The 13,660-nt window shown below is 60.2% G+C and carries 9 protein-coding genes; 6 read left to right on the forward strand and 3 right to left on the reverse strand.

The genetic code is table 11. The annotated features are described in order from the left end of the window. The first annotated feature begins 56 nt into the window (after window positions 1-56). The 3 genes from EC915_RS02725 (at window position 57) to EC915_RS02735 (ending at window position 5,269) form a co-directional block, all read left to right on the forward strand. Window positions 57-2,312 (forward strand): ATP-binding protein, encoded by a 2,256-nt coding sequence (locus EC915_RS02725; RefSeq protein WP_133748978.1) that lies wholly within the window; start codon window positions 57-59, stop codon window positions 2,310-2,312. A 19-nt stretch (window positions 2,313-2,331) separates the two neighbouring features. Continuing rightward, complete coding sequence (locus tag EC915_RS02730; RefSeq protein ID WP_133748979.1) at window positions 2,332-2,793, forward strand: response regulator; 462 nt, start codon at window positions 2,332-2,334, stop codon at window positions 2,791-2,793. Window positions 2,794-2,872: 79 nt separating this feature from the next. Further along, on the forward strand, window positions 2,873-5,269 hold the full coding sequence (locus EC915_RS02735) for a hybrid sensor histidine kinase/response regulator (RefSeq protein WP_133748980.1): 2,397 nt from the start codon (window positions 2,873-2,875) through the stop codon (window positions 5,267-5,269). A gap of 201 nt (window positions 5,270-5,470) precedes the next feature. Here the strand turns inward: EC915_RS02735 and EC915_RS02740 are convergent, their stop codons facing one another. The 3 genes from EC915_RS02740 to EC915_RS02750 all read right to left on the reverse strand — a co-directional run bounded on the left by EC915_RS02740 (window position 5,471) and on the right by EC915_RS02750 (window position 8,939). Beyond that, entirely contained in the window at window positions 5,471-5,812 is a 342-nt protein-coding gene (locus EC915_RS02740) for an FKBP-type peptidyl-prolyl cis-trans isomerase (RefSeq protein WP_133748981.1), read from the reverse strand. 133 nt (window positions 5,813-5,945) lie between these two features. Beyond that, entirely contained in the window at window positions 5,946-7,529 is a 1,584-nt protein-coding gene (locus EC915_RS02745) for an aldehyde dehydrogenase (NADP(+)) (protein WP_133748982.1), read from the reverse strand. 303 nt (window positions 7,530-7,832) lie between these two features. Next, window positions 7,833-8,939, reverse strand: coding sequence for a Gfo/Idh/MocA family protein (locus EC915_RS02750; protein ID WP_133748983.1), 1,107 nt, complete (start codon window positions 8,937-8,939; stop codon window positions 7,833-7,835). A 378-nt stretch (window positions 8,940-9,317) separates the two neighbouring features. On the opposite strand from EC915_RS02750, the gene EC915_RS02755 reads away from it, so the two are divergent. From EC915_RS02755 to EC915_RS02765, 3 genes are all read left to right on the forward strand, one after another. Continuing rightward, window positions 9,318-9,965 (forward strand): LysE family translocator, encoded by a 648-nt coding sequence (locus EC915_RS02755; protein WP_133748984.1) that lies wholly within the window; start codon window positions 9,318-9,320, stop codon window positions 9,963-9,965. A 147-nt stretch (window positions 9,966-10,112) separates the two neighbouring features. Beyond that, complete coding sequence (gene treS / locus EC915_RS02760) at window positions 10,113-12,182, forward strand: maltose alpha-D-glucosyltransferase (protein ID WP_133748985.1); 2,070 nt, start codon at window positions 10,113-10,115, stop codon at window positions 12,180-12,182. A 294-nt stretch (window positions 12,183-12,476) separates the two neighbouring features. After that, the gene (locus EC915_RS02765) at window positions 12,477-13,625 is read left to right on the forward strand and encodes an MFS transporter (RefSeq protein WP_256658631.1); all 1,149 of its coding nucleotides are present in this window, start codon (window positions 12,477-12,479) and stop codon (window positions 13,623-13,625) included. Window positions 13,626-13,660: the final 35 nt, after the last annotated feature.

A 13,660-nucleotide genomic window follows, 5' to 3' on the forward strand; every position in this document is an offset into this window, starting at 1 on the left:
GCACCCACCTTTGGCGAAAGTCCGTGGGACACGTCTGAGGGGAAGGAGATGCAGTTTTGAACCTCAGCCAGGAAGTTCTGCAAAGCGCGATAGACAATTGCGCCCGCGAGCCGATTCAGATCCCCGGCAGTATTCAGCCCCAAGGCTTTGTGCTGGTTATCGACGAAGCGAAGATGCGCATTGTCCAGGTCAGCGCCAACGTCGCCAGTTGGCTGGGTCTGGCGCCAGAGGTGCTGATCGGCGCGGCGCTGCAGCGCGTCTTCAATGATTACCCGCGCCTGCTGGGTCGTCTGGCAGAACTGCCGGAAGACGACCTGAACCCCTTTCACATAGGCGATGTGCGTTTCATCGACGGAAGCCGCGCCGGCGTGCCGATGGCAATGATGGTTCATCGCCACGATCGCGTGCTGATTGCCGAGTTCGCGCTGGCTAGCGACATGGGCTCGGCCTACGGCAACATTTATCCGCTGATGCGTGCATTTATCAGTCAGATGGAGGAAACCGAGTCCATCGAGGCTCTGAGTCAGCGCTCGGTGGCCGAGGTCAGGCGCATCACCGGTTTCGGTCGGGTCAAGGTCTATCGTTTCGACGTCGATGGCAGCGGGCAGGTGACCGCCGAGGCCGTCGAGCAGGGTTATGGCAGCTATCTGGGACTGAGCTTCCCGGCCTCTGACATTCCGGTTCAAGCCAGGGCCTTGTATCTGGCCAACCGTATCCGCGTCATCGAGGACGCCGGCTATCAGCCTTCGCCCTTGGTACCGGTCAATAACCCCCTGACCGGCGCACCGCTGGACCTGAGCTTCGCCACGCTGCGCAGCGTCTCGCCCGTGCACCTGCAGTACATGCGCAATATGCAGACGATGGCGTCGATGTCGATTTCCATCGTGGTGCGTGGCAAGTTGTGGGGGCTCATTGCCTGCCACCATGCCACGCCGCACCCGGTCAGCTTCCAGACCCGTACCGCTTGCGAACTCCTGGGCAGCGTATTGTCGTTGCAAGTCGAAACCAAGGAAGCCCAGGCCAGGACACAGCGCATGCTGAGCCTGCGCAGGCAGATCGTGCAGATGCTTGCCTCGATGGCTGATCTGGACAGCGTGATCGGTGGTCTGCGCGCGATGCCTGACGTTCTGCTGGCGTTTGTCGAAGCGACGGGCGCTGCCGTGATTTCCGAATCGACGCTGGACGTCTATGGCGACACGCCGGATCGCGAACAGATTCATGCCCTGGCCCGCTGGTTGGGCGCGCGTGAGTCCCACGAGGTGTTCCAGTCCGATAACGTTGGTCGCGACATTCCCGAGCTGCCGGAACTCGGGGCATCAGTCAGCGGGGTTCTGGCCATGGCCATTTCCGAACTGCATTCGAACTACATCATCTGGTTCCGGCCGGAACAGGCCCGCGTGGTGAATTGGGCCGGCAAGCCGGAAAAGACCCTCAGCGACAACGGCTCGCTCAACCCGCGCCACAGTTTTGAGCTGTGGCAGGAGACCATGCGCGGCTTCTCACGGCCATGGGATGAACTGGATACCGAAGGCGTCGTCGAACTGCGAACGGCGGTGCTGGGCATCGTGTTGCGCAAGGCCGAAGAAATGGCGGCGCTCGCCGAAGAACTGAAGAAGTCCAATAAAGAGCTTGAAGCGTTTTCCTATAGCGTGTCCCACGACCTGCGCGCGCCGCTGCGGCACATCGCCGGTTACGCCGAACTGCTGAGCGACATAGAAGGCAGCAAGCTCTCTGACAGGGGCGTACGTTTTCTCGACAACATTGGCGAGTCGGCGCGATTCGCCGGGACCCTGGTGGATAATTTGCTGAGTTTCTCGCAAATGGGTCGCTCGGCCATGCGTTATTCGCAAGTCGATCTCAACGCCATGGTCGAAGCCATTCGCCGCGAGATGCAGCCTGATTACGAAGGCCGCGACCTGCAGTGGCTCATCCCGCAACCGTTGCCGGTGCTGATCGCTGACGCCGCATTCCTGCATCTGGCCATGCGCAACCTGCTGTCCAACGCCATCAAGTACAGCCGCACCCAAAGTGCGGCCGTGATCGAGATTGGCAGTTATGAAAAAGACGGCAAGGTCGTGGTGTACATTCGCGACAATGGCGTGGGTTTCGACATGCAGTACGCGAGCAAGCTGTTCGGCGTGTTCCAGCGCCTGCACCGGATGGAGGAATTCGAAGGCACCGGAATTGGCCTGGCCAGCGTAAGGCGGATCATCGAAAGGCATGACGGTTCGGTGTGGGCACAGAGCGAGTTGGGGCAGGGAGCCACCTTTTATTTTGCGCTGCCAAAGCGCAGTCTCACCGTAACCCTTTGAGTGTCCGAGGAGACGCCCAATGCTCAAACCCATTCTTCTGGTGGAAGACAATCCAAACGATCTGGAGCTGACCCTTGTCGCTCTGGAACGTAGCCAGTTGGCCAACGAAGTGATCGTTCTGCGCGACGGCGCCGAGGCGCTCGATTATCTGTTCCGGCGTGGTCAGCATCATGACCGCGCTGCCGGCAATCCGGCAGTGCTCCTGCTGGATCTCAAACTGCCCAAACTCGATGGTCTGGAAGTGCTCAAGGCCATTCGCGAGAGCGAGGACTTGCGCAGTATGCCCGTGGTGATGCTGACGTCCTCCCGCGAGGAGCCCGATCTGCAAAGCGCCTACGCATTGGGAGTGAACGCTTACGTAGTCAAGCCGGTCGAATTCAAGGAGTTTGTCTCGGCAATCTCCGATCTCGGGGTTTTCTGGGCCGTACTCAACGAGCCGCCGCCTGGCTCACTGCGACTGACACGCCGTCCGGGTTCCTGATTCACCCGAATTCATGGCCCGACCCGTTCCGCGACTCGCTGGCGGTAAAGGCCTTTTGCGCAACAAATGACGACTTTCCATGCCGCTATCCCTACTCAAGTTGCTTCTGGTCGAAGACAGTCCGCATGATGCCGAGCTGACCTTGCTCACCCTGGAGACCAGCGGGCTAACCATCGACGCCACCCTGGTCTACAACCACCAGGAGGTGGAGAGAGAACTCTCGACCGGACGTTTCGACCTGATTCTCAGCGATTACCTGTTGCCCGGATCCTCGGGTCTGGAAGTCCTGAACAGCGCATTGCGCCTGGCGCCGCAGACGCCATTCATTTTCCTGTCGGGCATTTTCGGCGAACAACATGCGGTCGAGATGATGCGCATGGGCGCGATTGACTACGTGCTTAAGCAGAACCTGAAAATGCTGCCCAAGGCGGTCGTGCGCGCAGTCTCCGAGGTGTACGAGCGCGAGAAGCGCCAGCACGCCGAAGCCACGCTGCAAGATGCCGAGGTACGTGCGCATCTGGCGATCGAAGCGGCAGATATGGGCGTCTGGACCTATGATCCGCGTAACGACACCCTCATTTGGGACGAGCGCTGCAAGACCCTTTATGGGCTGTCTGCCGATGCACCGGTGAGCATGGACTTCATGTTTTCCCACTGCCATCCGGACGATCGCGCGTTGCTTCACAGCAAGGTCATGGCGGCCCTGGCTGCCGACACTGGCTTCCAGATCGAACATCGCTTGTTGGTGGATGACGATGATGCCGAGCGCTGGGTGTTCTCCAATGGCCGCTCGTTGTTCGAAGACGGTAAATGCGTACGCTTCACTGGCGTCATGCAGGACGTCAGCGAACGCAAACAGTCGACTCAAGCCCTGTACCAGCTCAACGAAATCCTCGGGGAGCGGGTGGTGCAGCGAACCCGCGAACGCGACCGTACCTGGGAGTTGTCACGAGAACTGCTAGCGGTGCTGCGTTTTGACCTGAGTCCGATTGCCCTGAACCCTGCCTGGGAATCGACCCTGGGCTGGACCCGTGCCGATTTTCACGATCAGTCCCTGGGCGAGCTCATTCATCTGGATGACTTGGCAGCGACGCTGCGCGAAACCGCCAGTGTTGCCCAAGGCAATGTCACCACCCGTTTCGTCAACCGCCTGCGCCATGCCGAAGGCGGATTCCGCTGGTTGTCCTGGACCATCGTTCCCGATGACGGGCTGATGTATGCCGCTGTGCGCGATATCACCAGCGAACGTGCGGTGGTCGATGAACTGGCGGCGACCAACAAACGTTTACGCGACCAGATCAAAGAGCGCGAGCGGGTCGAAGCCGCTTTGCAGCAGATGCAGCGCCTTGAAGTGGTCGGCCAGCTCACGGCCGGGGTGGCGCATGATTTCAACAACCTGCTGACGGTCATTCTGACCAGTGCCAACTTCCTGGCTCGGGATCTGGAAAAAGGCGTGTTCACCAAGTCTCCCCAGCGCCTGCAGAACATTCGCTCGGCGGGCGAACGCGGTGCCAAATTGACCAGCCAGTTGCTGTCGTTCTCCCGTCGCCAGCGCCTTGAACCTGTCGCCCTCAACCTTAATGACACCATTGCCGGCATGCGTGAGTTGCTGGGCCGCGCGCTGGGCGGCAGCGTGTGGGTGGAGACCGAGCTGGCCGATGATCTGTGGAGTGCGCTGGTCGACCCGACGCAAACCGAGATGATCATCCTCAACCTGGCGATCAATGCCCGCGATGCAATGATTCAGGGTGGCCAGTTGCGCTTGAGCACCTGGAACGAGGTCGTCTATCGCTTGCCCCAACGTCCCGAAGACCCTGATCCTGGGGCCTATGTCGTGCTGTCGGTCAGTGATTCAGGGTGCGGCATGAGCCAGGAAGTACTGGCCAAAGCCTTCGAGCCCTTCTTTACCACCAAGGCGGTGGGCAAGGGTTCAGGGCTGGGGCTGGCGCAGGTCTTCGGCTTCGCCAAGCAGTCCGGGGGCGGGGTCAGTATTGAAACGGCCGAAAATGCCGGTACCACCATCAAGGTATTTCTGCCCAGCATCGCCTTGACTGCGAATCCGGTGACCAGCGTTTCGGACATGCCCGGCCACGCCGGTCCCGATGATCTGCACCGTACCATCCTGCTGGTTGACGATGATCCGGACGTGCGTTCAGTGACGTCGATGATGCTCAGTTCACTGGGGTACTCGGTGGTCGAGGCGGAAAGTGGCGAAGACGCGCTGAAAAAGCTCGATCCCGGCATCGAACTGGTCCTGACCGACTTCGCCATGCCCAACATGACCGGCGCCGAGCTGGCCCTTATCATCAAACGAGAGCACCCGGGTTTGCCGATCATGTTCATCACCGGTTTTGCAGATATCGACATTCTGGATGTCGATCAACAATTGATCGTGCAAAAGCCCTACAAGGAAGAAGAACTGGCGCGCAAACTGGCGAATGTGTTGATAAAGGCAGGGCCGAGTGTGGCTTCCTGAAGGGCAGGCCAGCTGTACATGCTTCGTTGACTCAGATGTTGCGTTCGCTGCCATCGTACCTAAGACATCTGCCACGGGGTATGCGGCGCCGCACTCCCTGTAAAAGCCAGCGTGCTGGCAAAGACTGAGCGTGCGTCGCCGCAAATGTCACTGCCAGATCGAGGCACGGTGCCCATGTGTCCTGCTTCCGAACCGACTGCATCAATCCTCTCGGGTCAACACTTCCAGCAATTCGATCTCGAAAATCAGGTTCGAATTCGGTTTGATGTGGGCGCCCATGCTGCGTTCGCCGTACGCCAGGTGGGAGGGCACCCTCAGTTCGCGTTTGCCGCCGACTTTCATGCCCATCAGGCCCTGATCCCAGCCTTTGATCACTCGTCCGGTCCCGATCACACACTGAAACGGCTTGCCACGCTCCCACGATGAATCGAACACCGTGCCGTCTTCCAGCGTGCCGGTATAGTGCGTGGTGATCAGCGCACCCTTGACCGCTGCTTTACCCGTGCCCTGCAATAGGTCGATGATCTGTAGCTCTTCATTCATATAAGTATTCCTGGCTGGGTAAACGGGGTGGCGGGGATGCTAGCGGTGCAGTGCGGTGCTGGCAATGCCGGCATAAAAAACGGCGCGTCCTGTGCGGGACGCGCCGTTTCCGGGCTAGCGGATCAGATGCACATCAAGCGATGACGTCGCTGCTCCACTCGCCATTGACCAGACGGTTGAGGCCTAGCGGGTTGGCATTTTGCAAAGCGGCCGGCAGCAGGCTGTCCGGGTAGTTCTGATAGCAGACCGGGCGCAGGAAACGGTCAATGGCCAGAGTGCCGACGGAAGTACCGCGGGCGTCGGATGTCGCAGGGTACGGACCGCCGTGAACCATGGCATCCGAGACTTCCACGCCAGTCGGGTAACCGTTGATCAGGATGCGACCGACTTTCTCTTCCAGGACGGGCACCAGCCATTGGTATTTCTGCAGGTCGGCCGTTTCGCCGATCAGCGTGGCAGTCAGTTGACCGCGCAGCGCCAGCAGAGCGGCTTTCAGTTCGGCGTCGTCGGCCACTTCGATCAGCAGTGTGGTTGGGCCGAAGACTTCTTCCTGAAGCAGTTCGTCACCATTGAGCAGCATGCTCACCTGGGCCTTGAACAGCTGGGCCTGAGCCTGTCGTCCTTCCTGCGCCTTACCTGCCAGGTGGGTAACGCTCGGGTGATCCAGCAGCTTCTGTACGCCCTTGCTGTAGCTGCGCAGACCCCCTTCGTTGAGCATGGTTTGCGGCGCCTGCCCATCCATGTGCTCTTTAAGCTGTTCGGTGAACGCGGTGAGAGCCGGGGAGCGAATGCCGATCACCACGCCCGGGTTGGTGCAGAACTGACCGGCGCCCATCACAACCGAGCCTGCCAGTTCGCCGGCGATGGTGGCGCCACGGGCTGCCAGCGCGCCAGGCAGTAGCACGACCGGGTTGATGCTGGACATCTCGGCAAATACCGGGATGGGTTGCGCACGCTCGGCGGCCAGTTTGCACAGCGCGTTGCCGCCGTGCAGGGAGCCGGTGAAGCCGACGCCTTGAATGGCCGGGTGCTTGACCAGACCTTCACCAACGCCGCTGCCGAAAATCATATTGAACACGCCTTTAGGCATGCCGGTTTTCTCAGCGGCACGGATGATCGCGTTGCCCACCAGGTCAGCAGTCGCCATGTGACCGCTGTGCGCTTTGACCACCACCGGGCAACCGGCGGCCAGTGCAGAGGCGGTATCGCCACCGGCCGTAGAGAATGCCAACGGGAAGTTACTCGCGCCGAACACGGCAATCGGGCCAACGCCGATACGGTATTGGCGCAGATCTACGCGTGGCAGCGGCTTGCGATCTGGCAAGGCCTTATCAATGCGCGCCCCAAGGAAGTCACCGCGACGCAGGACCTTGGCAAACAGGCGCATCTGGCCGCTGGTGCGGCCGCGTTCGCCCTGAATACGACCGGCAGGTAGCGCGGTTTCCTGACAGACCAGAGCAACGAAGTCATCGCCCAGGGCGTCCAGTTCGTCGGCAATCGAATCGAGGAACTCAGCGCGTCGAGCCGGGCTCAGCTGGCGGTATTCGACGAAGGCTTCCTTGGCAGCCAGTGCGGCGGCGTCGATTTCGGCGTCGGTGGCTTGATGGAAGGTGTAGGGCAGGGCTTCGCCGGTGGTGGCATCCAGACTCTTGTGGCGCGCTTCGCCGAGGCCGCTGCGGGCGCCGCCGATGAAGTTCTGGCCGAGAACGTTAGGCATCTGCTTCTCCTGTTATTTTTGGGTCGAAACGGTCAGGCAGTGGGCCTGACAGGGAATCTGTGAGGTTGCGTGAGGCACAGTGACGATTGGCCTGAAGGGTATTCAGTTGTTGACGGACATCATACAACTGCATTTTTATACCCGCAAGGCGTGGAAGTAGGGGCCTCCAGTGGCCTTCAAAGTGAGCCTGAAACTGAAGGCTTGCGCGTGCCTGAGCAGCCCGCTGATCTCAGCCATCGTTATTAAATGGCTGAGATCGAGCGCTCAGCACGCGGGCCTTAATGGGCAGACGGGTCAGCTCCCTCAGGCATTAGGCTCATCGGTGTTGATATAAGGCGGTACTTTCGCCAGTGGCAGCCGGCGTGCCTGTTCGACACTGATCCCGGGACGCTCCGGCAGCGGCTCGAGTTTTTGTGGTTGTCCGGTGCTCAATGCGCGCTCTACGGCGGCCACGATGCGCACATCGCGCCAGCCTTCGTCACTGTCGGGCTCAGGCTCGCGATCCTGCAGGATGCAGTCGGAAAAATACTGGGTCTGGCCACCGAATTGATCCACTACCGGATGATTGTGCTCGGTGGTCTTACCGTCGATGGTTGCCCTGTAGGCAATCGCTACGCCTTCACCAAATCCAAAGCACGGCGATGCCTCGAATTCACCCTTGGTGCCGATCAGCTGAAAGCGTTCGGTGGCGGGCAGACTGTAGCTGACCGTGAAGGTTGCCAGCCTTTCTTCAGCAAAACGCAAGGTGACGTTAACGGTGTCGTAAGTGTTGATTTCTCGCCCCGGCGTCTTGATCCCAACGGCATGTACTTCCAGTGGCTCGGCCCCGAACAGGCTACGCACGGCGTTGATCGGATACGGCCCCATGTCGGCCACCGGCCCGGCGCCGAAGCCGCTTTGCATGCGATGGTTGGCCGGATCGGTGGTCTGCGCGAATGTCGCGGTAAAGAGGCGCGGCTCGCCGATGTCGCCGGAGCGAACGCGGTGGACCATCTCGACCGTACCGGGTTCGAAATGCAGGCGATAGGCGACCATCAGCTTGGCCTTCGAGTGTTTCGCTGCTTCGGCAATCGCGATGCAATCCTCCTCGCTGGCGGCCATCGGTTTTTCCAACAGGACGTGAATACCGGCCTCCAATGCGGGAACGGCAAATTCACGGTGTCGGAAATTGGGTGTGGCCAGATAGATCGCGTCGATTTCACCCGAACTGAGCAGGGTGGCGAAATCGTCATAGTGATAGCTCTTGAGGTCGTACAGCGCCGCAAGTTCGTCGGCTTTTACCGGATCGCCGGTCACCAACGCAGTCATGACCGAGTTATCGGTCTGTTCCAGCCCAGGCATGAAAGCGCCTTGGGAAATCCAGCCTCCTGCGACGACTGCGTAACGAACCTTGCCATTTGAATCAGGCATGAGAGGGCCTCCATTATTAGCGGACGGTGTGTCCGACGCCTCTGTAGTCGGCAGGCCCGCGGCCGGGAAGTTCAATCGAATGCGCTGGCACAGGGCCGGGCCAGGTCATGCCAATCAGCAATGCGCGCAACCGGTCCAGCGCCGGACCAATATCCATAAGTTCGATGGCATCAAACCGTCACTCGGTGGCACGCGATGGCATGCAGTGGTAGAACCGGGTCAGCGGCTGCCGCATTGTCTCGGCCCGCACACCGTCTCTTGTGCAATCATGATTCTTGAGCCTCGACAAGCTCACCATCGGCAAACCCGCTCGATCCCGCTATCCTGCGCGCTGACTTTTTCACCCCTTCCTTTGATTGCAACCGGATGGATATCAACATGGAGTTCACCAGCGGGTTTTTGCTGAGCCTTTCCCTGTGCCTGGACATCGGCGTGGCCAACATAGCGATGATTACGCTGGCCATGCAGCGCGGGTATCTGCAGGGTTTCTGGTTGGGGCTCGGCACCTGCTTCGGTGACCTGGTTTACGCGATTCTGGCGCTGGCCGGCATGACCGTCCTGTTGCAATACGAGTGGGTGCGCTGGGCATTGTGGATCGGTGGTTCGGTGCTGTTGATCGGCTTTGCCGTGAAGATGGTGATGGCGGCCTTGAGCAGTCGCAGTGGGCTGGCGATTGCCGACGAAGTGGACAACCGCTCAGGTTTGCGCGAGTTCTCCCGAGGCGTGTTCCTCGCGGTTTCTTCGCCGACCGCCATATTGTGGTTCGCGGTGGTGGGCGGGACGTTGATCTCGCAGGCGGGCGGGCATGGCGATCTGAGTACTGCCTTCTTCCTGTCCGGGTTTTTCAGCGCGGGCGTAGCCTGGTGTGCATTCATCTGCTTTGCCGCAAGCCAAGGCGGGCGCCTGCTGGGCGACAAGCTTCTCAGGTATTCCTATTGGCTTTCGGCGGCGATCTTCTGTTACTTCGCCGGATACGTGATTGTGTCGGGTTATCAGGAGTTCATCATCAACGCCGCGCGGGTCTAAGGGCATTCGGGCTTTTTTCGATGCAACGTTTACGTTCGTCCACGCTCATAGACATAAGCAACGGCGTAGACAGAATCGTCCCCAATCATGCGCATCAGCGCCGTGGGCGTCCTCTGCAATTCATTTGAAGACGGAACCCTGGACCCTATGAGCACACCGGACAAGCAGTACGTGGAATGGCTGGTTGAACAGTCGATGCTCCACGCAGCACAGCAACGCGCCAAACTCTATGGCGGCCAGGGCCGACTCTGGCAGCGTCCCTATGCGCAGGCCCGGCCGCGAGACGCTTCGGCGATCGCCTCGGTGTGGTTCACCGCTTACCCGGCCTCGATCATTACCCGCGAAGGCGGCTCGGTTCTAGAAGCGCTGGGCGATGAAAAGCTCTGGCACGCCTTGTCCGAGATTGGCATCCAGGGCATCCACAATGGCCCGCTGAAAGCCTCCGGCGGCCTTAAAGGCCGCGAGAAAACGCCTAGCATCGATGGCAATTTCGACCGGATCAGCTTCGAAGTCGATGCCGATCTGGGCACCGATGCTCAGTTCCTCAATCTCAGCCGTATCGCTGCGGCCCACAATGCGGTCATCGTCGATGATGTGATTCCTTCGCATACCGGCAAGGGGGCGGACTTCCGTCTGGCCGAACTGGCGTACGAGGAATACCCCGGCCTTTACCACATGGTCGAAATCAAGGAAGAGGACTGGGCGCTGCTGCCTGAGGTCCCGCAGGGGCGAGACGCTGTGAACCTGCCGCCAGCCACCGTCGATATCCTCAGAGACAAGCACTACATCGTGGGTCAGTTGCAACGGGTGATTTTCTTCGAACCCGGGGTCAAGGAAACCGACTGGAGCGCGACGCCGGTGATCACCGGCGTCGATGGCAAAGCCCGACGTTGGGTCTACCTGCATTACTTCAAGGAAGGCCAGCCGTCGTTGAACTGGCTGGACCCCAGCTTCGCTGCACAGCAGATGATCATTGGCGACGCACTGCATGCCATCGACGTGATGGGCGCACGGGTGCTGCGTCTTGACGCCAACGGCTTCCTCGGTGTGGAGCGTAAGGCCGAAGGGACGGCGTGGTCCGAGAGCCATCCGCTGTCGATCACCGGTAACCAGCTGCTGGCGGGGGCGATCCGCAAAGCAGGGGGCTTCAGTTTTCAGGAGCTAAACCTGACCATCGATGACATCGCGGCCATGTCTCACGGTGGCGCCGATTTGTCTTATGACTTCATCACCCGTCCTGCCTATCAGCATGCGTTGCTGACCGGTAGAACCGAATTTCTGCGCCTGATGCTGCGTCAGGTTCATGAGTTTGGTATCGACCCGGCTTCGCTGATCCACGCCCTGCAGAACCATGATGAGCTGACCCTCGAGCTGGTGCATTTCTGGACCCTGCATGCCCACGACCAGTACCTGTATCAGGGCCAGACCTTCCCTGGGAACATCCTGCGTGAGCATATTCGTGAAGAGATGTATGAGCGGCTTGCAGGTGAGCATGCGCCGTACAATCTGAAGTTCGTCACCAACGGCGTCTCCTGCACCACCGCCAGTATCATTACTGCCGCACTGGGCATTCGCGATCTGGACAGCATTACTGCGGCAGATGTCGAAAAAATCAAGCACATCCACCTGCTGCTGGTGATGTTCAACGCCATGCAACCTGGGGTGTTCGCCTTGTCGGGTTGGGATCTGGTGGGCGCTTTGCCGCTGCCGGCCGAGCAGGTTGCGCATCTGATGGGCGATGGCGATACGCGCTGGATTCATCGCGGCGCTTACGATCTGGTGGATCTGGATCCTGACTCTGAAATCTCGGCAGGAGGGATGCCGCGGCCGAAAACCCTGTATGGCAGCCTGCCGGATCAACTTCAGCAGCCGGACTCCTTTGCTTCGCAGTTGAAAAAAATCCTCGCCGTGCGCCGGGCGTACGACATCGCCGCCAGCCGTCAGATATTGATTCCCGACGTCGAGCACCCTGGCCTGTTGATCATGGTTCACGAACTGCCTGCCGGAAAAGGCACGCAGATCACGGCGCTTAACTTCAGTGCCGAAGCCATTGTCGAAACCCTGCACTTGCCAGGCATCGCACCGGGGCCAGTGGTGGACATCATCAACGAGCGGGTCGAGGGTGACCTGACCGAGGAGGGCGACTTCACCATTACCCTGGACGCTTATGAAGGATTGGCCCTGCGTGTGGTCAGTATGGCCGCGCCGATGATCTAACCCGCCGCCGGGGACCGCAACACCGCAATACCGCAATGCTGGTGGGAGAGTCGGAGGTTACGAAGGCGGCGAAAGCAGTCGTTCAGTCAGCGCAGCGTTGCCTGATACGCCGCCTTCGCCACTGTCGCACAGCTCCAGCAGCGCCCACAGGCTCAGCAGCGTTTGCGTATCTGGGCTTGGCTTGGGGGCATTGGCTTGAGTTGTAACTGCAACTTCTCCGACAGTGCTTCGGGTTGAACCGAAGCGGCGCTGCGCAGCCGTATCCTTATAAACCTCAGACGCCGGATTGATCCTTTGACCATCGCCCAACCCCTTAAAACCCCTACGCTTATCCATCTGATGAGCTATCGACTGACGTTCCTGCTCTCGGGCATGGCACTTGGCGCGTGGGCGCCGCTGGTGCCGTTTGCCCGGCAGCGGGCGGGGCTGGAGGAGGCGCAGTTGGGCCTGCTGCTGTTGTGCTTCGGGCTGGGGTCGATGCTGACCATGCCGCTCGCAGGTGCAATGACCACACGTAAGGGATGCCGCTTTGTCGCGGTGACGGGTGGGCTGCTGATTTGCTGCATGCTGCCGCTATTGGCGACACTGTCGTCGTTTAGCGCCTTGGCGGTTGCGCTTGCGCTGTTCGGTGCGGGCTTGGGCAGCATTGATGTGGCAATGAACGTGCAGGGGTTGATGGTCGAGCGCGACCACGGACGACCGCTGATGTCAGGCTTTCATGGGCTGTTCAGCCTCGGCGGCATCACCAGTGCACTGGTGATGACCCTGTTGTTGTGGGTCGGTGTTTCACCCTTGCTGGCGGTGTCGGTGGTGGTCGTGATCATCGCCACTCTCTTGCTCTGGCACGCCCGGCATCTGGTACCCCATGGCGCTGATGACCCCGGCGCGCCTTTCTCAATGCCATCTGCCAAGGTGCTGATCATCGGCATGCTGTGCTTCATCGCGCTGTTGGTCGAAGGTGCCGTCCTTGACTGGAGCGCGGTGTTCCTCAACCGGGCGCATCAGATCGATCTTTCAATCGCCGGTGGTGCCTACGCGATATTCTCCCTGGCCATGGCCGCTGGCCGGTTCTCCGGTGATGCCTTGAGAAATCACTTCGGCTCCGTGAAGCTGCTGATCGGCGGCGGCCTGCTGGTCATGCTCGGGTTCGCCATGGCGGTACTGCTGCAACCCTGGCCGCTGTTCCTGCTTGGGTTTGCGTTGATCGGGCTTGGGCTGTCAAACACCTTTCCGGTCTATTGCTCCGTTGTCGGAATGCAGAAGGCAATGCCGGCGGGCTTGGCGATTGCGGTGATTACCGGCATCGGCTATTGCGGCATTCTGCTTGGCCCTGCGCTGATCGGCTTTGCCGCACACGCCATCGGCCTGCGTGACGCGCTGCTGTGCGTCGGCGCGCTGCTGCTGGCACAGGTGCTGAGTGCGCGGGCGATGGCGAGGCACTGAGCTGACGCATCGTTCCTCTCAGGATGCCTGTCAGC

The sequence above is a fragment of the Pseudomonas sp. LP_7_YM genome (assembly GCF_004364435.1).
In the GTDB taxonomy this organism is placed as follows: Bacteria; Pseudomonadota; Gammaproteobacteria; order Pseudomonadales; family Pseudomonadaceae; genus Aquipseudomonas.